Genomic DNA, 24,386 nt, shown 5'->3' with positions numbered 1-24,386 from the left:
CCCGACGGCCGGCTTTTTTCTGGTAATCTCATGAAGTCAGTGAGGTTATTGTGCGAAAGACAAATCGGTTGCCGTTTGTTGTTTCAAAATTGTTAACAATTTTGTAAAATACGGGCGGATAGAACGACCCGGTGGACGACGGGTATAAATTAAGAGGTCATGATGAGCACTGAAATCAAAACTCAGGTCGTGGTACTTGGGGCAGGCCCTGCAGGTTACTCTGCTGCCTTCCGTTGCGCAGATTTAGGTCTGGAGACCGTCATCGTAGAACGTTACAGCACCCTCGGTGGTGTTTGTCTGAACGTCGGCTGTATCCCTTCTAAAGCGCTGCTGCACGTAGCAAAAGTTATCGAAGAAGCCAAAGCGCTGGCTGAACACGGTATCGTTTTTGGCGAGCCGAAAACCGATATCGACAAGATTCGTACCTGGAAAGAAAAAGTTATCACTCAACTGACTGGCGGTCTGGCTGGTATGGCCAAAGGCCGTAAAGTGAAAGTGGTTAACGGTCTGGGTAAATTTACCGGGGCGAACACCCTGGAAGTTGAAGGCGAAAACGGCAAAACCGTAATCAACTTCGACAACGCGATCATCGCGGCGGGTTCCCGTCCGATCGAACTGCCGTTCATTCCGCACGAAGATCCGCGCGTGTGGGACTCCACTGACGCGCTGGAACTGAAAACTGTTCCTAAGCGCCTGCTGGTTATGGGCGGCGGTATTATCGGCCTGGAAATGGGTACCGTGTACCATGCACTGGGTTCAGAGATCGACGTGGTTGAAATGTTCGACCAGGTTATCCCAGCTGCCGACAAAGACGTGGTTAAAGTCTTCACCAAGCGCATCAGCAAGAAATTCAACCTGATGCTGGAAACCAAAGTGACCGCCGTTGAAGCGAAAGAAGACGGTATCTACGTTTCCATGGAAGGCAAAAAAGCCCCTGCCGAAGCTCAGCGTTACGATGCTGTGCTGGTAGCTATCGGTCGTGTACCGAACGGTAAAAACCTCGACGCGGGCAAAGCTGGCGTTGAAGTTGATGACCGTGGCTTCATCCGCGTTGACAAACAGTTGCGCACCAACGTGCCGCACATCTTTGCTATCGGCGATATCGTCGGTCAGCCGATGCTGGCGCACAAAGGTGTTCACGAAGGTCACGTTGCCGCCGAAGTTATCGCCGGTAAGAAACACTACTTCGATCCGAAAGTTATTCCATCCATCGCGTACACTGAACCAGAAGTTGCATGGGTTGGCCTGACTGAGAAAGAAGCGAAAGAAAAAGGCATCAGCTACGAAACCGCCACCTTCCCGTGGGCTGCTTCTGGCCGTGCTATCGCTTCTGACTGCGCAGACGGTATGACCAAACTGATTTTCGACAAAGAATCTCACCGTGTGATCGGTGGTGCGATTGTCGGTACCAACGGCGGCGAGCTGCTGGGTGAAATCGGTCTGGCGATCGAAATGGGCTGTGACGCTGAAGACATCGCGCTGACCATCCACGCTCACCCGACTCTGCACGAGTCCGTTGGTCTGGCAGCTGAAGTGTTCGAAGGTAGCATCACCGACCTGCCGAACCCGAAAGCGAAGAAAAAGTAATCTTCCCGCTTTTGTGAAAACGCCTCTTCGGAGGCGTTTTTTTTCCCGAAAGCTACCAGTTCTGGTAGTCATCTTATTGATATCTCCACTAAAAAAAATTGCGCAACTGCCGATACTTTTTTCGCCATTGTGTGGCTACTGGCCGCGCGGTTAAGAGGCTCTGGACTCTCTATTACACGAAAAAAGGAAAATACATGTCTTTAAAAAAAATCGCGGTTGTTGGCATGATTGTCGCGACAATGACACTGACCGGTTGTGGCGCGATGACCACCGCCGTTAAAAAACGTAACCTTGAAGTGAAAACGCAGATGAGTGAAACCATCTGGCTGGAGCCTTCCAGCGAGAAGACCGTCTACATTCAGGTAAAAAATACCTCTGACAAAGACATGAGTAACCTGCAAACTCTGCTGGCAAATGACCTGTCCGCGAAAGGTTATAAGGTGACCAGCTCACCAGACAGCGCTTATTACTGGGTACAGGCGAACGTATTGAAAGCGGACAAAATGGATCTGCGTGAAGCTCAGGGCTTCCTGAAAACGGGTTATGAAGGTGCCGCGATGGGAGCAGCGTTGGGGGCGGGGATTACCGCCTATAATAGCAACTCCTCTGGTGCTGCGCTGGGTGTTGGTATCGCGGCGGGGCTGATCGGCATGGCTGCGGATGCGATGGTGGAAGACGTAAACTACACCATGGTCACTGACCTGCAGATCTCTGAACGCAGCAAAGCGAAAGTGACAACGGATAACGTTGCGGCGTTGCGTCAAGGGACATCCGGTATCAAGTTGCAAACCAGCAGCGCGCAAGGCGATCGTGCAAAATATCAGACTCGCGTCGTGTCTAATGCTAACAAAGTGAATCTGAAGTTCGAAGAAGCGAAGCCGGTTCTGGAAGCTCAGTTGGCGAAATCTGTCGCTAACATCCTGTAATTTGCTGTGGGTTGCCGGGGGGCGGCTACGCCTTACCCGGCCAACTAATCTTTCGAATTGGTATCAGGGCGCTACGGGCTGCCAGGTTTTATCCGGATGGAATGTGGTTAACGCCTGTGCTTTTTGCTGAGAATCAACGCCGAGATCGGCCTGATAGACTTTATCATCACCGTTAATCATAAAACTCATCACGCCGGTGTGATCATAGCTAACAGGCCAGGCCACCATGGCAAAACCGCTGGTTTTGTCGGGAAGGATACGAAAATGATAGCCGTGATAGCCCGTGCCAGGTTCCTGTGGACTAAAGGCCGGACCGAGCGGGCTTGGCGCTTCGCCGGGCGAAACAGGCCAGTACAGACCATCCTTTTTCCCTTCAGAACTGACAATCTTTTGCGCGTATTTCTGGTTCATCGCAAAATAGCTCTGCTGGGCGTCTACATAAGCGTGTAACGCCTCGATAGCCGCGAGTTCGTTACGTCCAATCTCACGGGTCAGGATCTCTTCGGCCGCTTCCTTGATATCAAATTGCCAGCCTGAAGCGTTTTTGACGACCGGGATTGGCAGTTGCCAGTCGCTATCCCCGACCACCAGATGCGCGGTATTGCCGTCGACAACGGTATTATGGCGAACCTTCCAGTCGCGCAGGAAACGATCAACCGCATCAGGATCGACGCCTTCTGGCGGTAGAAAATCACGCCAGTTTTCCCCGAGCAGGTTGCTCATTGCACTTTCATTTTGCTCACTAATCGCGTTTGCCAGCGCATCGGTCGCCTGGTCTGGTGTGCTGAAGGATTGTTGTGCCATCGCGGCAGCCGAAACCATGAACAACACCATTCCACTGAGTAGTTTATTTTTCATGTCGGTTTCCTTAACGATGACGGAATTCACGGTGTTCAGCACGCCCGCCAGAAGGCTGGCGCGATGGCTGATTACGGGCGACCTGCCGGCTCTGTGCCCCTCGCTGTTGCTGCGCCTGCCAGTTGGCGGAGCGACTGTCGTTCCCGCTCAGCGCATTGGCGCGTGGCTGGCTGGTCCGTTGTTGAAGATTGCGCTGTTGCACATTGCGTTGCTGCGCCGGTTGCGTGACCCGTTTCTCCTGTCGCTGGGCGACTGCCTGACGATTTTCACGTTGCTGTATGCTTGTCCGTTTCGCGGTTTGCGGTTTGGTATCGTAACCACGGTAGTTATTACGTTGGGAAATTTGCTTCAGCTGTTGGCTGGATGCCTGACGCTGGGCGTCTTTCGTGCCCGTACGCGCCGTCTGCGGGAATGTTTTTCCCGTTGATTTTTCCATTTGGCTCATCGCAGCCTGGCGTTGGCTATCACGGTTGACCGGTCTTTTCTGGGTTGAACTTAAACCTGTAGCCGTGTTAGTGGAGTGGAAGCGGTTATTGAGCTGGTTATTTGGGTATGGCACACCCTCACGATAGGCCGGGTTGTGCTGCCAGGTACGGTTGGCGTCTGTCAGTCGTTGTCCACTGATTTTATTAAAGTTATCAACGTTAATATTGATGTTGTTATCACCATTACGGTTATAGCCGCCATGGTTATCCCAGTCATCATTATGATGGTGATCGTCGTCGTCATCCCAGTCGATGTTGCTGAAGATGGCATAGGTTGTGGCAACACCGAGGCTGAAGCCTAAACCATTAACGAAGCTGTTACCAAACTGCTCGCCGGGCGTTGGCGGCAGATAGGTTGGCGGATAGGCGGTGTTCGGCCAGGTACCGTAAACCGTATTCGGGTTATAGGTAGGAACGTACACCACCTGCGGATCGGCGGATTCAATTTTGATTACCGTTGGGCTTGTTGAGGCGGTCGTGGCTGTTGTGGTCGCTGAACTGGTCGTCGACTCGCTGGTGACGGTTTTAGCCGGCGCCGCTTTGGTCACGGTGGTGACTGTCTGCTGCGGTGTCGATTGCAACGCACCGGTCTGTTGCGCCAGTGCACGCAGGCGTTGAACGGAATCCATAACATCTTTTGGCTGCGCAAGGAAAGCATCGCCCAGACTTTGTACCCACGGCGGATTTTCACCCATCAGCGACATCAACTGAGGAAAGGCGACCAGCGATTTCACGCTGGGATCCCAGGGCTGGCTGGCAACGGCCTGAATGGCGGCGTCGCCCTGCATTTTGGGATTGTCTTTTGACCACTGTGCGGCCTGGATGACGTTAGCCGGATAGGTTGAGGCCATCAAAATTTGCGACAGCAGCGAGTCTGGATAGAGTGCGATAGGTGCAACCCACTGATCGATTTGTGCTGCCGAGTAGGTTGGTGCCACGACGGGCGCTGTTTGGTCGGCCGGGGCAGGGGCCGCTATGGGCGCTGGAGCCGGTGCTGACGGTTGCTGTGCAACGGGGGCCGGAACTGCAGGCTCCGTAGCACGACTTTTAACGAACATCACGCCTGAGGCGGCAAACAGCCCGACACTGCACAAAAGGACAAGCAGATGTGGCTTAAGGGGCAACTTCATAAAATGACTCCAACGAGACAAGCGCTGTGCCGTGAGGCGTTCCTGTTGCCGCGAGTATTATTCACCCGTGTTAGACAGTTTTGACTTTTATTGGGGATTCACCCGGTAGGTCCGGAAAAAGAGTGTGAGGATTTATTACACAATTATATCTGATGGCTGAAAAGTCGCTGGAAAATTCAGCATCTCGCGCTTGAAAATCAACCGTTTCAGGGTGGTTTTAGGTAGCCTGAATTGCGTTCCTCCTTGCCGCTACACCATTCTTAACGATTCAGCCAATTTTTTATGTTGCTTTTTTGTAAACGGATTAACACTTAATGAAAATCCTGTTATTGTGCCTTATGCGGTACCGGGCATTTACCCTACTAACTACTGTCTCACAGGAGCGTGAAGAGAATCGCCCATCTACAAAAGCGCCGCATTATGACAATGAGAGCGAGGAGATATCGTCGTGCTAGAAGAATACCGTAAGCACGTAGCTGAGCGTGCTGCCCAGGGGATTGTGCCAAAACCTTTAGACGCAACCCAAATGGCCGCACTTGTCGAGCTGCTGAAGACCCCGCCTGTGGGCGAAGAAGAATTCCTGTTAGACCTGTTGATCAACCGTGTTCCTCCTGGCGTAGATGAAGCCGCTTATGTTAAAGCCGGTTTTCTCGCTGCCGTCGCGAAAGGCGACACCACCTCCCCGCTGGTTACCCCAGAAAAAGCCATTGAACTGCTGGGCACCATGCAGGGTGGTTACAACATTCATCCGCTGATCGACGCGCTGGATGACGCCAAACTGGCACCGATTGCCGCCAAAGCGCTCTCTTCAACGCTGCTGATGTTCGATAACTTCTACGATGTGGAAGAAAAAGCCAAAGCGGGCAACGAATATGCGAAGCAGGTAATGCAATCCTGGGCCGATGCCGAATGGTTCCTGAACCGTCCGGCTCTGGCTGAAAAAATCACCGTTACCGTCTTTAAAGTTACCGGTGAAACCAACACCGATGACCTCTCTCCGGCACCGGACGCATGGTCCCGCCCAGATATCCCGCTGCACGCGCTGGCGATGCTGAAAAACGCCCGTGAAGGTATCGAACCGGATCAGCCGGGCGTAGTTGGCCCGATCAAACAGATCGAAGAATTGCAGAAAAAAGGTTACCCGCTGGCTTATGTGGGTGATGTTGTCGGTACCGGTTCTTCGCGTAAATCCGCGACCAACTCCGTGCTGTGGTTCATGGGTGACGACATTCCTCATGTGCCGAACAAGCGCGGCGGCGGCCTGTGCCTCGGCGGCAAAATTGCACCTATCTTCTTCAACACCATGGAAGATGCGGGCGCACTGCCGATTGAAGTGGACGTGTCGAACATGAACATGGGCGACGTGATTGACGTTTACCCGTTCAAAGGCGAAGTACGCAACCACGAAACAGGCGAACTGCTGGCCAGCTTTGAGCTGAAAACCGAAGTCCTGATCGACGAAGTACGTGCCGGTGGTCGTATTCCGTTGATCATCGGTCGTGGCCTGACCACCAAAGCGCGCGAAGCGCTGGGTCTGCCGCACTCAGACGTCTTCCGTCAGGCGAAAGACGTGGCGGAAAGCAGCCGTGGCTTCTCCCTGGCACAGAAAATGGTTGGCCGCGCCTGCGGCGTGAAAGGTATCCGTCCGGGCGCGTACTGCGAACCGAAGATGACCTCCGTGGGATCTCAGGATACCACCGGCCCAATGACCCGTGACGAACTGAAAGACCTGGCGTGCCTGGGCTTCTCAGCTGACCTGGTGATGCAGTCCTTCTGTCACACCGCTGCCTATCCGAAGCCGGTGGATGTCAATACGCACCATACGCTGCCAGACTTCATCATGAACCGTGGCGGTGTCTCCCTGCGTCCGGGCGACGGCGTTATCCACTCCTGGCTGAACCGTATGCTGCTGCCGGATACCGTAGGTACCGGTGGTGACTCCCATACCCGTTTCCCTATCGGGATCTCCTTCCCGGCAGGTTCTGGTTTGGTGGCGTTTGCTGCAGCGACCGGCGTGATGCCGCTGGATATGCCGGAATCGGTACTGGTGCGCTTCAAAGGTAAAATGCAGCCGGGTATCACTCTGCGTGACCTGGTTCACGCCATTCCGCTGTACGCGATCAAACAGGGTCTGCTGACCGTTGAGAAGAAAGGTAAGAAGAACATCTTCTCTGGCCGCATCCTTGAAATCGAAGGTCTGCCGGATCTCAAAGTGGAGCAGGCGTTCGAACTGACCGATGCTTCCGCAGAGCGTTCTGCTGCGGGCTGTACCATCAAGCTGAACAAAGAGCCGATCGTTGAGTATCTGAACTCTAACATCGTTCTGCTGAAGTGGATGATCGCGGAAGGCTACGGCGACCGTCGTACGCTGGAACGTCGTGTGCAGGGCATGGAAAAATGGCTGGCGGATCCGCAGTTGCTGGAAGCCGACGCTGACGCAGAATACGCGGCGGTGATCGACATTGACCTGGCTGACATCAAAGAACCAATCTTGTGTGCACCGAACGATCCGGACGACGCGCGTCTGCTGTCTGACGTACAGGGTGAGAAGATCGACGAAGTGTTCATCGGCTCCTGCATGACTAACATCGGCCACTTCCGTGCCGCAGGTAAGCTGCTGGATGCGCACAAAGGCCAACTGCCGACGCGTCTGTGGGTGGCTCCGCCAACCCGTATGGATGCGGCACAGCTGACCGAGGAAGGTTATTACAGCGTGTTCGGTAAGAGCGGTGCGCGTATCGAAATTCCAGGCTGCTCTCTGTGCATGGGTAACCAGGCGCGTGTTGCCGACGGCGCAACGGTGGTCTCGACCTCTACTCGTAACTTCCCGAACCGTTTAGGTACCGGGGCAAACGTCTACCTGGCTTCTGCGGAGCTGGCGGCGGTTGCGGCGCTGATCGGCAAACTGCCGACGGCGGAAGAGTATCAGACCTATGTGGCGCAGGTGGATAAAACTGCCGTGGATACTTACCGTTATCTGAACTTCGACCAGCTGTCTCAGTATACGGAGAAAGCCGATGGTGTGATTTTCCAGACCGCGGTGTAATGCGCTAACGCGTTTTGTGTAAAAACACATCAATGCCCGGAGAAGTCTGCTTCTCCGGGCATTTTTATTTCTATTCCTTATACCCACTACGCTTTTTTTCTGCCGCGCTGCTGCGATAATTACAGCAAGGCGCGATGCGGTATTGGCGCATTGCCGGGAGTAGAGGAAGACATTATGGATTACGAATTTCTGCGCGATATTACCGGGGTGGTAAAAGTGCGTATGTCCATGGGCCACGAGGTGGTGGGGCACTGGTTTAATGAAGAAGTGAAAGAAAACCTGGCCTTACTTGATGAAGTGGAACAGGCGGCGCGTGCGGTTAAGGGCAGTGAGCGCTCCTGGCAGCGAGCAGGGCATGAATACACGCTCTGGCTGGATGGCGAAGAAGTGATGGTTCGCGCTAATCAGTTGGAGTTCTCTGGAGATGAGATGGAAGAGGGGATGAGCTATTACGACGAAGAAAGTTTTTCACTTTGTGGTGTAGAGGACTTTCTTCAGGTTGTGGCGGCATACCGCGAATTTGTGCAACAGCGTTAATTCATGCGGAGCCAGCGGGCTCCGCTATGTCTGTTACTTCACGTACGCCAGCAGGCTCAGAGAATCACGCGCCAGTGCTTTGCATTTCTTTGCCGTGGGGATGCCGATACCGCTGAGATCGCGGTAGCTGTCTTCACCCAGCGCTTTCATATTGAAGGTGTCGTAATTACTCAGATCCCACTGGTTTTGCTGGGCAAAAAAGACCAGTGCGCGACGAATCTGCCCATTAGGCAAATTCTGGTATCCACAGTCATTTTTCAGAAAAACAAAAACTGCCGTTAAATCGGCCATATCTTCGGCTTCGGACTCGCTAAGCGCGTAGCTGTTTGCGCATACGGCCATCAGGCTACCGAACAAAACTGTTCTGAAAAACGTCTTCATTGCTTCTACCACTGCATCACGGAATTTAAACGTTAGCATACTGCGAGCGAAGCGACGACCTTTATTATTAGCCGTTCACTTGACCTTCCCGTAAGGGGAAGGCTTATGCTTAAAAGATAGCCTGCTTAAGCTGCTGAATATAAGGAAGTGAGAATGCAACGTCGTGACTTTTTAAAGTACTCCGTGGCACTGGGTGTCGCGTCAGCGTTACCTCTGTGGAGCCGGAGCGTATTTGCCGCCGACCGTCCCGCCTTACCCATTCCTGATCTGTTAACCGCCGATGCTTCGAATCGCATCCAGCTGATCGTGCAAGCCGGGCAGTCAAACTTTGCCGGTAAGACGGCCACGACCTGGGGATATAACGGCAATCTGCTCGGCCCGGCGGTCAAGCTGAACAAAGGGCAATCGGTGACCGTCGACATTCATAACCAGCTTACCGAAGATACAACGCTACACTGGCACGGGCTGGAAATCCCTGGTGAAGTCGACGGTGGGCCGCAAGGCATAATCCCGGCGGGCGGGAAACGTTCAGTGACCTTCACGCCGGATCAGCGCGCGGCAACCTGCTGGTTCCACCCTCATCAGCATGGAAAGACCGGTCATCAGGTAGCGATGGGGCTGGCCGGACTGGTGCTGATTGAAGACGAAGAGATTCGCAAGCTGATGCTGCCTAAACAGTGGGGAATTGATGATGTGCCGGTAATTATTCAGGACAAACAGTTCTCTGCTGATGGGCAGGTTGATTATCAACTGGACATCATGACCGCCGCCGTCGGCTGGTTTGGCGATACGCTGCTGACCAATGGGGCGATTTATCCTCAGCATGCCGCACCGCGCGGCTGGCTGCGCCTGCGTCTGTTGAATGGTTGTAACGCGCGCTCGCTGAACATTGCGGCCAGCGACAATCGTCCTTTGTACGTCATTGCTAGCGACGGTGGACTGTTGGCGGAACCGGTAAAAGTGACCGAGCTTCCTATGCTGATGGGCGAGCGCTTTGAAGTGCTGGTGGATGTCAGTGACGGCAAAGCTTTTGATCTGGTAACTCTGCCAGTCAGCCAGATGGGGATGGCAATTGCGCCATTTGATAAGCCGCACCCGGTGATGCGTGTTCAGCCGCTGCTGATTACCGCTTCCGGCACGCTGCCGGATACGCTGACATCCATGCCATCGCTGCCGTCACTGGAAGGTCTGACGGTGCGCAAGCTGCAGCTGTCGATGGATCCGATGCTCGATATGATGGGCATGCAAATGCTGATGAAGAAATTCGGCGGTCAGGCCATGGCGGGTATGGATCATGGAAAGATGATGGGCCATATGAATAATGACAATATGGACCACGGCAATATGAATCATGGCAATATGAACCACGGTGAGATGGGGAATATGCAGCATGGCAACATGGGCAACATGGGCAACATGGGCAACATGAAGCATGGCGGATCGTTTGATTTCCATAATGCCAACCGGATTAATGGTCAGGCGTTTGATATGAATAAACCGATGTTTGCCGCGGCAAAAGGGCAGCATGAACGCTGGGTGATTTCTGGTCAGGGCGACATGATGCTGCATCCGTTCCACATTCACGGCACGCAGTTCCGCATTCTGTCTGAGAATGGCAAAGCGCCTGCCGCACACCGTGCGGGATGGAAGGACACGGTGCGGGTAGAAGGCGGCGTGAGCGAGGTATTGGTTAAGTTTGACCATGACGCGCCAAAAGAGCATGCCTATATGGCGCACTGCCATCTGTTAGAGCATGAAGATACCGGGATGATGCTCGGCTTCACCGTCTAAAAAAATCGCGCTGTGCTTATCCGGCCTACAGAAATCTCTCGTAAGCCGGATGAGACACAGTCTCTTTACAGCGTTTCATCGCACGACTCCCTCCTCCTGCTAATTCTGCTATTGCACATAAAGTAATCGCCTTTAGAGCCGATAATCATTGGGTACCCAATGTGAGTTCAATGGATGAAATACTATGATTAAAAATGTGCGCGTTATTACCGGCATTCTTCTGGTTCTCGCCATTTTCTGTTTGCTACAGGCCGTGACAGGAAGTTTTTTTTATTCTGCAGTAAACAATGATCGCCATAATTTCCAGAACTCAGGCACCCTGAATGCCCAACAGGAAAATCTGAGTGATAGCGTCAATACGCTGATTAAAACCCGGGTAACGGTAACCCGCGTAGCAATTCGTTTCTTAAAGAACCAACGCGATCCGGCCTCACTGGCGGCAATTGATACTTTGCTAAAAACGGCGAGTGAGTCGATGAAGAAGGCTGAGGGATACTTCGCGCATTATCAGTCATTGCCGCAGGTGTCGGGGCAGAATCCGCAAATTGCATCTGAAATGGAAAAACAGTATCGGCAGATGCACGACGTGATGGCGTTATCGATAGAGTATCTGCGCGCGAATAACTATCAGGCCTATGGCGATCTTGATGCTCAGAAGGCGCAAGATGAAATGGAAGCCAGCTATGACCAGTGGCGTAACGAAAATAACGCGTTGCTTCAGCACGCGGCGGCGGAGAATCAGCACAGCTTTACCCGCATGCAATGGACTTTAGGGGCAATTGTCGTCGCTGTGCTCATCGTTCTGGGCATGATCTGGAGTGGGTTGCAGCATATGCTGCTTAAACCCCTGGCGCAGATTATGGAGCATATTCGCATTATTACCCGTGGTGATTTGACCCATCAACTCGACGTCCAGGGACGTAATGAAATGGGGCGTTTGGCGACGGGGTTAGATGAAATGCGACAGTCGCTGATATCGACAGTCACGTCGGTGCGTAACAGCTCAGAAACGATTCATAGCGGTGCAGCGGAAATCTCGTCAGGTAACAACGATCTGTCTTCGCGTACCGAACAGCAGGCTGCTTCACTTGAAGAGACTGCCGCCAGCATGGAACAGCTTACTGCAACCGTGAAGCAAAATACGGACAATGCGAAACAGGCGACTCAACTGGCTAAGAATGCGTCTGATACTGCCGCGCGTGGTGGACGGGTTGTTGATACTGTCGTGCACACGATGAGTGAAATTGCCGGTAGTTCACAGCAAATTGCGCAGATCACCAGCGTCATCGACAGTATTGCTTTCCAGACCAATATCCTGGCGCTCAACGCGGCGGTTGAGGCAGCCAGAGCAGGAGAGCAGGGACGAGGATTTGCTGTTGTAGCGGGTGAAGTCCGTACTCTGGCAAGCCGTAGCGCTCAGGCAGCCAAAGAGATCAAAGCGTTGATTGATAACTCAACTCACAGCGTGGGGATGGGATCTCAGCAGGTGTCGGACGCGGGTAAAACGATGAAAGAGATTGTCGCTGCGGTCACCCGCGTGACGGACATCATGGGGGAAATCGCCTCAGCCTCAGAGGAACAGAGTCGGGGGATTGAGCAAGTGAGTCTCGCGGTCTCGCAGATGGACAGTGTCACACAACAAAACGCCGCGCTGGTAGAAGAGTCTGCCGCCGCCGCCGCTTCGTTGGAACAACAAGCTGAACAGTTACGCCTGGCCGTGGCAGCATTTCGCATCACTCGCGATACCTCCAACAGTGAGCATCGGAAACCGCCTAAGGATGCTCCACAAGCAACCTCTGCGGGGAGTACGACACAAGACCCGCATTGGGAAACGTTTTAGCCACATGCTGTCGTGCGAACCAGGTTTTGCTTAATAAGCATACAAAAAACGACGCAAACGGGTTCTCCTGTGAACTATCAGAGGAACCCGCTCTCTTTACTGGTATACTTCATCAACTGAATTGTTTGTATGCTGTCGCAAGTTTTGTGGTTAGAGCGGGTCGCCGTCTGTCAGTCGGTGTATCAACGTAAGCGCTTTCTTTCGATCTGCATGATGTGTTAACTGATAAAAATCAGTGAGTTATAGGGTTTATGAAACATACTGTTGAAGTGATGATCCCGGAAGCGGAGATCAAAGCGCGTATTGCTGAACTGGGGCGCCAGATTAACGAACGTTACAAAGACAGCGGCAGCGATATGGTGCTGGTTGGTCTGTTACGTGGCTCATTTATGTTTATGGCGGATCTGTGCCGTGAAGTGCATGTCTCCCACGAAGTCGATTTCATGACGGCATCCAGCTATGGCAGCGGAATGTCTACTACGCGTGATGTTAAAATCCTGAAAGACCTGGATGAAGACATTCGTGGCAAAGACGTGCTGATTGTCGAAGACATCATCGACTCCGGCAATACGCTGTCCAAAGTGCGTGAAATTCTGAGCCTGCGCGAGCCGAAATCCCTGGCTATCTGCACGCTGCTGGACAAACCTTCTCGTCGTGAAGTGAATGTTCCGGTCGAGTTTATCGGATTCTCTATTCCAGATGAGTTTGTGGTCGGTTACGGCATTGACTATGCCCAGCGTTATCGCCATCTGCCGTATGTTGGCAAAGTGGTGCTGCTGGACGAGTAATTAGCGGGAGCGCCTGATGGCGCTTCGCTTATCAGACCTGCGGCGTAGGTTTGTAGGCCGGGTAAGGCGTCTCCGCCTCCCGGCAATGTCACATTATTTATGGTTGCTGTGTTTCTGACTCAGGTTAGACAACCCCTGGCGATAGCGCTGCTCCAGCGTTTCGCGGCTGGTGGCGGTGACGTCGAGATCGCGCAATAGACCGTCATGAATACCGTAAGCCCAGCCGTGAATGGTAACTTTCTGACCGCGCTTCCAGGCTGAACGCATAATGGTTGAGTGGCCGAGGTTGTAGACCTGCTCCATGACATTCAGTTCGCATAGGGTGTCCATGCGACGTTCCTGCGGCATTTCGCCCAGCAGTGAGCTGTGTTTGAACCAGATATCGCGGATGTGCAGTAACCAGTTATCAATCAGCCCTTGTTCTTTATTTTCAATCGCCGCCTGGACGCCGCCGCATCCGTAGTGGCCGCATATAATAATATGTTCCACTTCCAGCACACCCACCGCATACTGAACGACTGAGAGACAGTTCAGGTCGGTGTGAATAACCAGATTGGCAACATTGCGGTGAACAAATAATTCGCCCGGTTCAAGACCGGTTAATCGTTCAGCGGGAACGCGGCTATCGGAACATCCAATCCATAGAAAACGCGGATTCTGTGCATGCGTCAGCGTTTCAAAAAATCCGGGATCCTCTTCTACCAGCATCTTTGACCATAGTGCATTGTTGCTGATGAGTGTATCTATGTCTTTCATGGAGTTGTACGACCCGAAGCCAGATAAATTCGATGGGCTAATATAGGGTAACTCCAGCATTAATTAAACTATATATAAAATGTCAGAACGTAAGGTAAGTAAAAAACCATGACCATTGCTCTGGAACTTCAACAACTTAAAAAAACCTATCCCGGTGGCGTTCAAGCGTTACGCGGGATAGATTTGCAAGTCGAAGCGGGTGATTTTTATGCGCTTTTGGGACCGAATGGTGCAGGAAAGTCCACCACCATTGGAATAATCAGCTCGCTAGTGAACAAAACCTCCGGGCGGGTGAGCGTCTTCGGATACGATCTCGAAAAAGATACGGTTAACGCGAAACGCCAGCTTGGTCTGGTACCGCAGGAGTTTAACTTTAACCCGTTTGAAACCGTGCAGCAGATCGTGGTCAACCAGGCGGGTTACTACGGCGTTGAGCATAAAGAGGCGGTCAAACGCAGCGAAGTATATTTAAAGCAGCTCGATTTATGGGAAAAACGTAACGAGCGTGCGCGCATGCTTTCCGGCGGGATGAAACGCCGTCTGATGATTGCTCGTGCTCTGATGCACGAACCAAAATTACTCATCCTGGATGAACCAACGGCGGGTGTCGACATTGAACTGCGTCGTTCAATGTGGGGCTTTTTAAAGGATTTAAACGACAAAGGCACCACCATTATTCTGACCACTCACTACCTCGAAGAAGCAGAAATGCTGTGTCGCAATATCGGCATTATTCAGCACGGCGAGCTGGTGGAAAACACCTCGATGAAGAGCCTGCTCTCTAAGTTGAAATCCGAGACCTTTATTCTCGATCTGGCACCGAAAAGCCCGTTGCCGAAACTGGACGGTTATCAGTACCGGCTGGTAGACACTTCCACGCTGGAAGTGGAGGTGCTGCGTGAACAGGGGGTTAACAGCGTCTTCTCTCAGCTTAGCGCGCAGGGCATTCAGGTATTGAGTATGCGTAACAAAGCGAACCGACTGGAAGAACTGTTTGTTTCTCTGGTTCATGAAAAACAAGGAGATCGCGCATGATGCAGCTTTATTGGGTGGCGCTGAAAAGCATCTGGGCGAAAGAGATCCACCGCTTTATGCGTATCTGGGTTCAGACTCTGGTTCCCCCCGTCATCACCATGACGCTCTATTTTATTATCTTTGGTAACCTAATCGGCTCGCGTATCGGCGAAATGCATGGTTTTAGCTACATGCAGTTTATCGTGCCAGGGCTGATTATGATGGCGGTGATCACCAACTCGTACGCGAACGTGGCATCGTCATTCTTCAGCGCTAAGTTTCAACGCAATATTGAAGAGCTGCTGGTCGCCCCGGTACCAACGCACGTGATCATCGCTGGTTTCGTTGGCGGCGGCGTGGCACGTGGCTTGTGCGTAGGCGTTCTGGTAACGGCTATTTCACTGTTCTTCGTGCCTTTCCAGGTGCATTCCTGGGTCTTTGTGGCGCTTACGCTGATGTTAACGGCGGTACTGTTCTCGCTGGCCGGTTTGCTGAACGCTGTCTTTGCTAAAACCTTTGACGATATCAGCCTGATCCCAACCTTCGTACTGACACCACTGACCTATCTGGGTGGCGTGTTCTATTCGCTAACGCTGCTGCCACCGTTCTGGCAGGGGCTGTCGCATCTGAACCCGATTGTCTACATGATTAGCGGTTTCCGCTACGGCTTCCTGGGGATTCATGATGTTCCGCTGGTCACCACGTTTGGTGTGCTGGTGGTGTTTATCGCTGCGTTTTATTTGCTGTGCTGGTACCTGATTCAGCGCGGACGCGGCCTGCGCAGCTAATTCTTTCTTCCTCTCCTTGCCTGGGAGAGGAAGACTTTTGATGCTTGTCACCATTATGGATTTATCACACTGATAAACTACTTGCCTGCTAAGGAGGTAGGCAATGTTAGGTTGGGTAATTACCTGTCATGACGATAAGGCACAGGATATGCTGCATCGTCTGGAGAAAAAGTACGGCCCGTTGGCCCAATGTCAGGCGGTAAGTTTTTGGCGTGGACTCAGCTCGAATATGCTAAGCCGCATGATGTGCCATGCTCTGCATGCTACAGATTCAGGTGAGGGTGTGGTATTTCTGACGGATATGGCTGGGGCTGCGCCTTACCGTGTCGCGTCGTTAATGAGTCATAAACACCCCCAGTGTGAAGTGATTTCAGGTATCAGCTATCCATTGCTTGAGCGAATGATTTCGTCACGGGAATCGCTGAGCAGTTCTGCGTTTCGGGATTGCATCGTCGCACTTGGAGGCCCCGAAGTCTCCAGCCTCTGGCATCAACAACAAAAAAATCCCCCCTTCGTATTGAAGCATGATTTGTATGAGTATTAATCATTGGTATTGATGATGCTTTTGCTACAATAGCCGAGGTTACTCGCCTCGGTTATCTCATATGGTTATGCGCGTTCTGCTTGTTTTATTGCTCCTGTTTTCTGGCTGCGTCGCTGCGGCTTTGCCTGCTCGTTATATGCAAACCACCGAAGCCGCCGCCGTATGGGCGCAGATTGGCAATAAGATGGTGACGGTTGGGAATATTCGCGCCGGGCAGATCCTCGCTGTTGAGCCTATTGCGGCAGACTATTACGAATTTTCCTTTGGTTTTGGCACCGGGTTTATTGATAAGGGACACCTGGAGCCCGTTCAGGGGCGGCAGAAAGTCGATGATGGTCTGGGCGATCTCAATAAACCGCTCAGTAACCAAAGTCTGATAACCTGGAAAGATACATCGGTTTATAACGCTCCGGATGTCGGTAGCGCCCCGTTTGGCGTGCTGGCGGATAATCTGCGTTATCCGATTATCAGCAAGCTTAAAGACCGACTCAACCAGACCTGGTACCAGATTCGCATTGGTGGCCGACTGGCCTATGTTAGCGCGCTGGATGCGCAGGAAGACAACGGTATCCCTGTGTTAACCTACCATCATATTTTGCGCGATGAAGAGAATACCCGCTTTCGCCATACCTCCACCACAACCTCCGTACGCGCTTTCAGCAACCAGATGGCCTGGCTTCAGGATCGCGGCTACACCACGTTGACGATGTATCAACTGGAAGGCTACGTGCAGAATAAAATGAATCTCCCGGCGCGGGCGGTGGTGCTGACTTTTGATGATGGTCTCAAGTCAGTGAGCCGTTATGCTTACCCCATTTTGAAGCAGCACGGCATGAAGGCCACGGCGTTTATCATCTCCTCACGCATCAAGCGCCACCCGCAGAAGTGGGATCCGAAATCGCTGCAGTTTATGAGTCTTTCTGAACTGAACGAGATCCGCGACGTGTTCGACTTCCAGTCGCATACCCATTTTTTGCATCGGGTTGATGCGAATCGCCGGCCGATCCTATTGAGTCGCAGCTATCATAATATTCTGTTCGATTTCGCCCGTTCGCGCCGGGCATTGTCCCAGTTTAATCCTCATGTTCTGTATCTTTCGTATCCGTTTGGGGGTTATAACGCCACGGCGGTAAAAGCAGCAGGCGACGCGGGATTCCACATGGCGGTCACCACGGTGAGAGGGAAGGTTAAGCCGGGAGATAATCAGTTCTTATTGAAAAGGCTTTATATTTTAAGGACGGATTCGCTGGAGACGATGTCGCGGCTGATAGTCAATCAGCCGCAGGGGTAAGTACTGTCAGGCAACCTGTACCGGAATAGCTTTCGCGGTGCGCTTCATCTCGTTGTCGCCTTCAAAATAGGCCACTTTCGGACGCCAGGTGCGGGCTTCTTCGTCAGACATGGTGACGAAGCTGGCGATAATTACAATATCGCCAACATCAGCGCAATGCGCCGCTGCTCCGTTCACCGAGATGATTCTGGAGCCGCGTTCAGCCGCAATTGCATAGGTTGAGAAACGTTTACCGTTGGTTACGTTCCAGATATCAATAGCTTCGTTTTCCAGAATACCTGAGGCATCGAGGAAATCCTGGTCGATGGCGCAGGAGCCTTCGTAATGCAGGTCCGCCTGCGTGACTTTTACGCGGTGGAGCTTGCCTTGCAGCATGGTGCGAATCATAACTTCTATACCCTGTCGTTTACCTTGGCTAAGCAGACGAAACTGGCCTGCTTTGAGAAATTCTCAGGCAGTATTGCCCGATTTTTAACCCCTGTCTACTGGGCTAATGTAACGCTTTGATTATCGATCAGACGCGCCTGACCCAGCCAGGCGGCAGCCAGAATCACCGCGCGTTTGCTGGTTTCCGTCAGCTCCAGCAGCGTGTCGGCATCACGAATCTGAATATCGTCGGCGCGGAAGCCTTTTTCATTCAGCTCCTGCTCGGCAATAGCAATAATCTCCTGCAACTCACGATTACCCGCAATCAGTTTTTCTGCGATGCTATTCATCACTTTGTGCAGACCCGGCGCAATTTTACGCTGTTCAGCGGTCAGATAACCGTTACGTGAGCTAAGCGCCAGGCCGTCTTTGGCGCGAATAATCGGCACGCCAACGATCTCAATGTCATAACCCATATCCGCCACCATTTTGCGGATCAGCGCCAACTGTTGGAAATCTTTCTCGCCGAAGCAGGCGAGGTCAGGCTGGATAAGGTTGAACAGCTTGCTGACGATAGTGGAAACGCCACGGAAATGGCCCGGACGGCTGGCACCTTCCAGCATGGTGGAGAGACCGGGAACCTCAACAAAAGTCTGGCCTTCCAGACCCTGTGGATAGATTTCCTCAACGGCTGGTGCAAAAACATAATCGACTTTGCGCTTGTTCAGCTTTTCACAATCTTCCTGCAGTGTGCGCGGATAACGCACCAGATCGTCCGGTCGGTCAAACTGCATCGGGTTGACGAAAATGCTGGCGATTACCACATCAGCCCGGGCTTTTGCCTCATCGACCAGCTTCATATGGCCGTCGTGCAGATTTCCCATGGTGGGAACCAGTGCGATGCGTTTACCTTCCTGACGCAGACGACGAATATGCTGGCGCAGCAGCGGCAGGGTTTCAATAATTAACACAACAAGACTCCTTAAATACGATGCCTGATGGCGCTTCGCTTATCAGGCCTACGCGTGAAGATGTAGGCCGGATAAGGCGCGTAGCGTCACCATCCGGCGTAATGGCGTGCTGGCGGATAAATTAATGGAAGCTGTGTTCTTCGCCCGGGTAAACGCCGGACTCCACTTCAGTCATATACTGCCGCACTGCGGCGCGCATGTCGCCTGCTTCATTGAGGAAATTCTTCGCAAATTTCGGGATATGACCACCGGTAATGCCAAACGCATCGTGCATGACGAGAATTTGCCCGTCCGTGACGTTACCTGCGCCAATACCGATAACCGGAATAGAAAGTGCTTCAGTGACGCGCTTCGCCAACTCAACCGGCACGCACTCCAGCACCAACAGCTGAGCGCCAGCGGCTTCTAAGGCCAGCGCGTCATCCAGCAGCACTTGTCCGGCATCGCCGCGGCCCTGAATTTTATAGCCGCCAAACACGTTCACCGACTGCGGAGTTAACCCCAGATGGCCGCAAACCGGTACGGCGCGTTCGGTGAGCATTTTCACCGTATCAACCAGCCACGCGCCGCCTTCAATTTTGACCATGTTGGCGCCCGCACGCATAACCACCGCGGCGTTTTCAAACGCCTGTTCCGGGGTGGCGTACGTCATAAATGGGAGATCGGAAAGCAGTAGACAGTTAGGGGCGCCGCGACGCACAGCGCGAGTGTGGTAGGCGATATCGTCAACGGTGACAGGCAGAGTGGAGTCATGTCCCTGGATCGTCATGCCCAGCGAGTCGCCAACCAGCATCACGTTAATGCCCTCGTCAGCAAATAGTTTGGCAAAGCTGTAGTCGTAGGCGGTAATTGTCGCGAAGCGTTTTTTCTCTTGCTTGCATTTCTGCAGCAGTGAAATGGTAGTGGGTTTCATAACATTTCCTGATGATGAAAGTCATATTTATCGGCATTCTAACAGTCACATTCAGGGGGGCAATTGTTTTAAGCAATCGTTTGGCGCTAAAGCAGTAAACGCTAAAGGGGAGGAGATACTTTACCAGTGTGCAGGTTTTGCAGTACCAAGATGGGTGAGGTGCTGATGCAGTCTGATTCCATCCGGAAAAATAAGCTCAGGCGCAATTTCGAATAACGGCCACAGCATAAAACCACGATTTTTCATGTCGTAGTGCGGCACGGTTAAACGTTCCGTGTTAATCACTTCATCGCCGAACAACATAATATCCAGATCCAGCGTTCGCGGTCCCCAGCGTTCAGCTTTGCGCACCCGGCCCTGTTGCAGTTCAATTCGCTGGGTATGATCCAGCAACGCTTCGGGGGCGAGAGCGGTATCCAGAGCCACGGCGGCGTTCAGATAGTCGGGCTGATCCTGTGGACCCAACGGGGGGGTACGATAAAACGAAGAAACCGCAACGATACGGCTGTCAGGGATTTCGCCGATCGCTTGCACGGCAGCATTCACCTGCTCCAGGGGAGAAGCTAAATTACTGCCGATGGCGATATAAACGACGGTCACGCGCTACCTTCGCGACGCGGCGCACGCTTACGCGGGCGGCGATGGCGACGGCGTACGTCAGGCTCTTCATCCAGTTCGTTCAGCATGCCTTTTTGTTCCGGCGGCGCGGAAACCTGGAATTCACCCCACCATTTCGCCAGTCGTTGCAGTTCAGCGTTGTGTTCTACTTCGGCACGCAGTGCTAACAGGTCATAAGCTGCGCGGAACTTTGGATGTTCCATCAGCTTCCAGGCGCGTTTACCCTGACGACGGGACATACGTAATTGCAACTGCCAGATATCGCGGGTTAGCGAGGTCAGACGTTTCGGGATCGCCAGCGAGCGGCAGGCTTCGTCCAGCACGTCGTTCATTGCCAGCGCGAAAGCGTCGTAGTAGGCCAAACCGCTTTCTTGCGCAATTTTCTGCGCGGCTTCCAGTAACGGATACCAGAACATCGCGGCGAACAAGAACGCCGGGTTAACGCGCATATCATTGTTAATGCGGTTATCGGTATTCTTCAGCACCTGAGCGATAATGCGTTCCATCGGGCTGTCACCGTCTTCGGTGAAGTAGCGTGTAATGGTTGGGAACAGCGGCTGGAACAGGCTGTACTCACGCAGTTTTTTATAGGTTTCATACCCATAGCCCGCCTGTAACAGCTTAAGTGCTTCTTCAAACAGGCGTGCGGGAGGAATGTCGTTCAGCAGCGTTGCCAGACGCGGGATCGGCTCTGCGGTTTCCGGGCTGATACGCATGTCGAGCTTGGCGGCAAAGCGCACGGCGCGCAGCATACGCACGGGATCTTCGCGATAGCGCGTTTCCGGATTACCGATCAGGCGAATGATGCCCTCTTCGAGGTCCTGCATACCGCCGACGTAATCACGCACGGTGAAATCGGCCACGCTGTAATACAGGCTGTTTATCGTGAAATCGCGACGTTGGGCATCTTCTTCAATGGAGCCGAAGATGTTGTCGCGCAGCAACATACCGTTTTGCCCGCGTTGCGACGTGGTACGATCGGCTTCGCTGCCTTCATGATGGCCGCGGAACGTCGCCACTTCGATAATTTCTGGACCGAACATGACATGAGCCAGACGGAAACGGCGACCGACCAGGCGACAGTTACGAAACAGTTTACGCACCTGATCCGGCGTTGCGTTAGTAGTGACATCAAAATCTTTCGGCTTTTTGCCCAGCAAAAGATCGCGTACACCACCGCCAACCAGCCATGCCTCGTATCCGGCCTTATTGAGCCTGTACATTACCTTCAGGGCATTTTCACTGATATCTTTGCGGGAGATAGAGTGCTGCTCACGCGGAATTACCGTCATATGTGGACGGGCGACGGCGAGCTCAGCCTCGCGCTCCTCGCGGCTTAGCACCTTGCGGCAAAAATTAGCGACTCGGGTAAAAATAGTGCACCTCGGTAGTGTCAAACTTCAATCAGAACAAGTGTTGCTGTGTAAAAATAGCGGCTAATCATAGCTCAGCGTGGCGCATTTGAGAATGCCGGATTTAAGATCGCTGATTCTGGCACTGTTGTCAGACGCCAGTTCTCAACGGCAAACTCCAGGATCTGGTCCACACGCATCTCCTGCCACGGGATATCGGCACGCTGGCCGAGAAAGCGTAGCGCGGCAATAATCACCGGGCGCGGATCGCCTTGTGGTAGCGCAGGTGCATGATTTTGTTTTGAAAGTTTAGCGCCTTGTTCGTTGAGCGCCAGCGGAAGATGAATATAGTCAGGCGCTTGCCAGCCAAACTGCTGATACAAAGAGATTTGCCGCACCGTGGGTTCGATGAGATCGGCGCCGCGAACAATCTCCGTCACGCCCTGAAAGTGGTCATCAACTACCACGGCGAGGTTATAGGCAAACAGCCCGTCGCGGCGGTGGATGATAAAATCTTCACCAGCAAGTTGCGGGTCAGCCTGAATCACACCGCGTAGCCGGTCAGTAAACTGCATCACGGGATGGCGTTGTTTAATACGGACGGCCGCCTGTTCTGGCCCGAGGCGTAACTCACGGCAGTGACCGTCGTAAATACCGCCGACGCTTTGAATACGCGCTCGCGTGCAGGTGCAGTAATAGCTCAGATCTTGCTGATGCAGCCAGGTAAGCGCCTCGCGGTAGGCTTCGTGGCGTTGGGATTGCCACAAAATATCGCCATCCCAGTGCAGGCCGTAATGTTCCAGCTGACGCAGGATCGTATCTGCAGCACCGGGAACTTCACGAGGGGGATCAATATCTTCAATGCGTACTCGCCAGATTCCGCGCCGGGCACGAGCCTGCAGGTAACTGCCGAGGGCGGCAATCAGTGAACCGAAATGCAGTTCGCCGGAGGGGGAAGGGGCGAAGCGGCCAATATAGTGTGAATCGCTCATTTTGCGGACTGACAAATAATAAGGCGGGAGAAACTCCCGCCTGTAGTAAATGTGGTAAAAATGACCGGATTAACCTGCCATCTGTTTTTCGCGGATTTCTGCCAGCGTTTTGCAGTCGATACATAGATCGGCTGTTGGACGCGCTTCCAGACGGCGAATACCAATTTCTACGCCGCACGATTCGCAGTAGCCGAAATCTTCGTCTTCTACTTTCTTCAGCGTCTTCTCGATCTTTTTGATCAGTTTGCGCTCACGGTCACGGTTACGCAGCTCAAGGCTGAATTCTTCTTCCTGCGCGGCGCGGTCCACCGGATCAGGGAAGTTAGCCGCTTCGTCTTGCATATGAGATACGGTGCGATCAACTTCATCCCTAAGTTGATTACGCCATGCCTCAAGAATACGCCTGAAGTGCGACAGCTGGGCTTCGTTCATATACTCTTCGCCCGGTTTCTCCTGGTACGGCTCCACCCCAGCGATGGCGAGAATACTCAGGGACGATGTTTTACGGTTTTGCCCTTCTTGCATGTTGCTTCTCCTTAACACGCACTATCGATCCCCATGTTCGGGGGAAAAATCAGGTCGCTATAAATAGCAGATGCTTTTCCGGATAGCAATTATCTAAACGTAACACTTGACAACCCTGTGAGGAAAAGCGTATTTGCCCACGCGCCCAGAATACTAATTAACCAAATGTTTACACCATTACAAGGTAATGGGCAACGGCTCTTTAAGAGTCATGCCATGGGCAGAAAGTTCCGCTTTATAAACCAGAATTTCTACCCCCTTAAGCTGTGCTTCAACTAATAATTGCGCATATTTTGCATCGATATGGTGCGCGGGTGAAAACCGTGTAATAGCTGAATGCAGCACGGCGAAAAATATCACTGCCCGCTTGCCTTCAGCCGCTACGCTCATCAATTCCCGAAGATGCTTCTGACCTCGTTCAGTGATGGCATCGGGAAAATAACCCTGCTCTTTTTCTGCCAACGTGACTGATTTCACTTCAATATAGCAGTCAGGTCGGGAATCTGCCTGTAACAAAAAGTCGATACGGCTCCCTTCGGCGCCGTATTTTACTTCACTTTTCAAGACGCTGTAGCCTGAAACTTCTGAAATTAACGACTGCTGAATCGCCTCTTTCGTTAATCTATTGGCCCACAGCGTGTTAACACAAATAAATGCCCCGGATTGGGTTTGCATTAATTCCCAGGTATGTGGATATTTCCGTTTAGTATTTTCTGATGTCGAATACCAGACGGTATCACCCGGGGTGGCGCATCCGGTCATCGCGCCAGTATTTGGGCAGTGTAACGTTAACGTTGAGCCATCCGGTGTGATCACATCCGCTAAAAAACGCTTGTAGCGCTGGATGAGCGTTGCAGGTTGTAAAGGTGGAGAAAATTGCATAAACA

General features: G+C 52.6%; 23 protein-coding genes. 11 read left to right on the top strand and 12 right to left on the bottom strand.

Annotation, left to right across the window (positions count from 1 at the left end; all coding sequences use genetic code 11):
• Positions 1-162: 162 nt before the first annotated feature.
• Both lpdA and traT read left to right on the top strand, forming a co-directional pair.
• Complete coding sequence (lpdA, locus tag SK39_RS07405; protein ID WP_003018686.1) at positions 163-1,587, top strand: dihydrolipoyl dehydrogenase; 1,425 nt, start codon at positions 163-165, stop codon at positions 1,585-1,587.
• Between the two features lie 194 nt (positions 1,588-1,781).
• Positions 1,782-2,513, top strand: coding sequence for a complement resistance protein TraT (traT, locus tag SK39_RS07400; RefSeq protein ID WP_003837465.1), 732 nt, complete (start codon positions 1,782-1,784; stop codon positions 2,511-2,513).
• Between the two features lie 63 nt (positions 2,514-2,576).
• Here traT and SK39_RS07395 read toward each other — a convergent pair whose 3' ends face one another.
• A complete protein-coding gene (locus SK39_RS07395; RefSeq protein ID WP_016149562.1) occupies positions 2,577-3,371 on the bottom strand; it encodes a DUF2950 family protein in 795 nt (264 codons plus the stop codon).
• Between the two features lie 10 nt (positions 3,372-3,381).
• Positions 3,382-4,986, bottom strand: a complete 1,605-nt coding sequence (locus SK39_RS07390; RefSeq protein ID WP_048216835.1) for a DUF3300 domain-containing protein — start codon at positions 4,984-4,986, stop codon at positions 3,382-3,384.
• A 448-nt stretch (positions 4,987-5,434) separates the two neighbouring features.
• On the opposite strand from SK39_RS07390, the gene acnB reads away from it, so the two are divergent.
• Together acnB and yacL are read left to right on the top strand one after the other, a co-directional pair.
• Positions 5,435-8,032, top strand: coding sequence for a bifunctional aconitate hydratase 2/2-methylisocitrate dehydratase (gene acnB / locus SK39_RS07385; protein WP_003829483.1), 2,598 nt, complete (start codon positions 5,435-5,437; stop codon positions 8,030-8,032).
• A 174-nt stretch (positions 8,033-8,206) separates the two neighbouring features.
• Positions 8,207-8,569: a protein YacL gene (gene yacL, locus SK39_RS07380; protein WP_003018670.1), complete on the top strand. Its 363-nt coding sequence runs from the start codon at positions 8,207-8,209 to the stop codon at positions 8,567-8,569.
• Between the two features lie 33 nt (positions 8,570-8,602).
• On the opposite strand, the gene SK39_RS07375 is transcribed toward yacL, so the two are convergent.
• Complete coding sequence (locus SK39_RS07375) at positions 8,603-8,950, bottom strand: YacC family pilotin-like protein (protein WP_003018667.1); 348 nt, start codon at positions 8,948-8,950, stop codon at positions 8,603-8,605.
• Between the two features lie 153 nt (positions 8,951-9,103).
• Between SK39_RS07375 and cueO the strand changes: the two genes are divergently transcribed.
• The 3 genes from cueO to hpt all read left to right on the top strand — a co-directional run bounded on the left by cueO (position 9,104) and on the right by hpt (position 13,369).
• Positions 9,104-10,741: a multicopper oxidase CueO gene (gene cueO, locus SK39_RS07370; protein ID WP_048216834.1), complete on the top strand. Its 1,638-nt coding sequence runs from the start codon at positions 9,104-9,106 to the stop codon at positions 10,739-10,741.
• Positions 10,742-10,925: 184 nt separating this feature from the next.
• Entirely contained in the window at positions 10,926-12,581 is a 1,656-nt protein-coding gene (gene tcp, locus SK39_RS07365; protein WP_003837476.1) for a methyl-accepting chemotaxis citrate transducer, read from the top strand.
• Between the two features lie 251 nt (positions 12,582-12,832).
• Positions 12,833-13,369, top strand: coding sequence for a hypoxanthine phosphoribosyltransferase (gene hpt / locus SK39_RS07360; RefSeq protein ID WP_003018658.1), 537 nt, complete (start codon positions 12,833-12,835; stop codon positions 13,367-13,369).
• A 93-nt stretch (positions 13,370-13,462) separates the two neighbouring features.
• Here the strand turns inward: hpt and can are convergent, their stop codons facing one another.
• Positions 13,463-14,125, bottom strand: coding sequence for a carbonate dehydratase (gene can / locus SK39_RS07355; RefSeq protein WP_048216833.1), 663 nt, complete (start codon positions 14,123-14,125; stop codon positions 13,463-13,465).
• 108 nt (positions 14,126-14,233) lie between these two features.
• Between can and SK39_RS07350 the strand changes: the two genes are divergently transcribed.
• The 4 genes from SK39_RS07350 (at position 14,234) to SK39_RS07335 (ending at position 17,762) form a co-directional block, all read left to right on the top strand.
• Positions 14,234-15,160 carry an ABC transporter ATP-binding protein gene (locus SK39_RS07350; RefSeq protein WP_044698970.1) on the top strand — a complete coding sequence of 309 codons (927 nt, stop codon included), beginning with the start codon at positions 14,234-14,236 and terminating at the stop codon, positions 15,158-15,160.
• Positions 15,157-15,927 (top strand): ABC transporter permease, encoded by a 771-nt coding sequence (locus SK39_RS07345; RefSeq protein WP_044698968.1) that lies wholly within the window; start codon positions 15,157-15,159, stop codon positions 15,925-15,927. The genes SK39_RS07350 and SK39_RS07345 overlap by 4 nt, the downstream gene beginning before the upstream one ends.
• A gap of 103 nt (positions 15,928-16,030) precedes the next feature.
• A complete protein-coding gene (locus SK39_RS07340; protein WP_003837482.1) occupies positions 16,031-16,471 on the top strand; it encodes a PTS sugar transporter subunit IIA in 441 nt (146 codons plus the stop codon).
• A gap of 61 nt (positions 16,472-16,532) precedes the next feature.
• Positions 16,533-17,762 carry a polysaccharide deacetylase family protein gene (locus tag SK39_RS07335; protein WP_048216832.1) on the top strand — a complete coding sequence of 410 codons (1,230 nt, stop codon included), beginning with the start codon at positions 16,533-16,535 and terminating at the stop codon, positions 17,760-17,762.
• Positions 17,763-17,768: 6 nt separating this feature from the next.
• Here SK39_RS07335 and panD read toward each other — a convergent pair whose 3' ends face one another.
• From panD to sfsA, 8 genes are all read right to left on the bottom strand, one after another.
• The gene (gene panD / locus SK39_RS07330; RefSeq protein ID WP_003018640.1) at positions 17,769-18,149 is read right to left on the bottom strand and encodes an aspartate 1-decarboxylase; all 381 of its coding nucleotides are present in this window, start codon (positions 18,147-18,149) and stop codon (positions 17,769-17,771) included.
• Positions 18,150-18,244: 95 nt separating this feature from the next.
• Complete coding sequence (panC, locus tag SK39_RS07325) at positions 18,245-19,099, bottom strand: pantoate--beta-alanine ligase (RefSeq protein WP_003018638.1); 855 nt, start codon at positions 19,097-19,099, stop codon at positions 18,245-18,247.
• 121 nt (positions 19,100-19,220) lie between these two features.
• Positions 19,221-20,012, bottom strand: coding sequence for a 3-methyl-2-oxobutanoate hydroxymethyltransferase (panB, locus tag SK39_RS07320; protein WP_003018636.1), 792 nt, complete (start codon positions 20,010-20,012; stop codon positions 19,221-19,223).
• A gap of 120 nt (positions 20,013-20,132) precedes the next feature.
• Positions 20,133-20,612: a 2-amino-4-hydroxy-6-hydroxymethyldihydropteridine diphosphokinase gene (folK, locus tag SK39_RS07315; protein ID WP_003837487.1), complete on the bottom strand. Its 480-nt coding sequence runs from the start codon at positions 20,610-20,612 to the stop codon at positions 20,133-20,135.
• Positions 20,609-22,006, bottom strand: coding sequence for a polynucleotide adenylyltransferase PcnB (gene pcnB / locus SK39_RS07310; RefSeq protein ID WP_203237415.1), 1,398 nt, complete (start codon positions 22,004-22,006; stop codon positions 20,609-20,611). Before pcnB ends, folK begins: the two co-directional genes overlap by 4 nt.
• 71 nt (positions 22,007-22,077) lie before the next feature.
• Complete coding sequence (gluQRS, locus tag SK39_RS07305) at positions 22,078-22,974, bottom strand: tRNA glutamyl-Q(34) synthetase GluQRS (protein ID WP_003837490.1); 897 nt, start codon at positions 22,972-22,974, stop codon at positions 22,078-22,080.
• A gap of 69 nt (positions 22,975-23,043) precedes the next feature.
• Entirely contained in the window at positions 23,044-23,499 is a 456-nt protein-coding gene (dksA, locus tag SK39_RS07300; RefSeq protein WP_003018625.1) for an RNA polymerase-binding protein DksA, read from the bottom strand.
• A 177-nt stretch (positions 23,500-23,676) separates the two neighbouring features.
• Positions 23,677-24,381: a DNA/RNA nuclease SfsA gene (gene sfsA / locus SK39_RS07295; RefSeq protein WP_048216831.1), complete on the bottom strand. Its 705-nt coding sequence runs from the start codon at positions 24,379-24,381 to the stop codon at positions 23,677-23,679.
• Between the last annotated feature and the right edge of the window lie 5 nt (positions 24,382-24,386).

This window comes from Citrobacter sp. BIDMC107, assembly GCF_001037575.1.
Lineage (GTDB): Bacteria > Pseudomonadota > Gammaproteobacteria > Enterobacterales > Enterobacteriaceae > Citrobacter > Citrobacter freundii.
This window is presented reverse-complemented; position numbering and strand designations above follow the sequence as displayed.

Coding starts and splice junctions, on each gene's coding strand:
- panD (WP_003018640.1), bottom strand. CDS start 18,149: ATGATTCGCACCATGCTGCAAGGCAAGCTCCACCGCGTAAAAGTCACG.
- tcp (WP_003837476.1), top strand. CDS start 10,926: ATGATTAAAAATGTGCGCGTTATTACCGGCATTCTTCTGGTTCTCGCC.
- SK39_RS07390 (WP_048216835.1), bottom strand. CDS start 4,986: ATGAAGTTGCCCCTTAAGCCACATCTGCTTGTCCTTTTGTGCAGTGTC.
- yacL (WP_003018670.1), top strand. CDS start 8,207: ATGGATTACGAATTTCTGCGCGATATTACCGGGGTGGTAAAAGTGCGT.
- SK39_RS07395 (WP_016149562.1), bottom strand. CDS start 3,371: ATGAAAAATAAACTACTCAGTGGAATGGTGTTGTTCATGGTTTCGGCT.
- lpdA (WP_003018686.1), top strand. CDS start 163: ATGAGCACTGAAATCAAAACTCAGGTCGTGGTACTTGGGGCAGGCCCT.
- SK39_RS07335 (WP_048216832.1), top strand. CDS start 16,533: ATGGTTATGCGCGTTCTGCTTGTTTTATTGCTCCTGTTTTCTGGCTGC.
- hpt (WP_003018658.1), top strand. CDS start 12,833: ATGAAACATACTGTTGAAGTGATGATCCCGGAAGCGGAGATCAAAGCG.
- sfsA (WP_048216831.1), bottom strand. CDS start 24,381: ATGCAATTTTCTCCACCTTTACAACCTGCAACGCTCATCCAGCGCTAC.
- can (WP_048216833.1), bottom strand. CDS start 14,125: ATGAAAGACATAGATACACTCATCAGCAACAATGCACTATGGTCAAAG.
- traT (WP_003837465.1), top strand. CDS start 1,782: ATGTCTTTAAAAAAAATCGCGGTTGTTGGCATGATTGTCGCGACAATG.
- panB (WP_003018636.1), bottom strand. CDS start 20,012: ATGAAACCCACTACCATTTCACTGCTGCAGAAATGCAAGCAAGAGAAA.
- SK39_RS07375 (WP_003018667.1), bottom strand. CDS start 8,950: ATGAAGACGTTTTTCAGAACAGTTTTGTTCGGTAGCCTGATGGCCGTA.
- cueO (WP_048216834.1), top strand. CDS start 9,104: ATGCAACGTCGTGACTTTTTAAAGTACTCCGTGGCACTGGGTGTCGCG.
- SK39_RS07340 (WP_003837482.1), top strand. CDS start 16,031: ATGTTAGGTTGGGTAATTACCTGTCATGACGATAAGGCACAGGATATG.
- SK39_RS07345 (WP_044698968.1), top strand. CDS start 15,157: ATGATGCAGCTTTATTGGGTGGCGCTGAAAAGCATCTGGGCGAAAGAG.
- dksA (WP_003018625.1), bottom strand. CDS start 23,499: ATGCAAGAAGGGCAAAACCGTAAAACATCGTCCCTGAGTATTCTCGCC.
- SK39_RS07350 (WP_044698970.1), top strand. CDS start 14,234: ATGACCATTGCTCTGGAACTTCAACAACTTAAAAAAACCTATCCCGGT.
- gluQRS (WP_003837490.1), bottom strand. CDS start 22,974: ATGAGCGATTCACACTATATTGGCCGCTTCGCCCCTTCCCCCTCCGGC.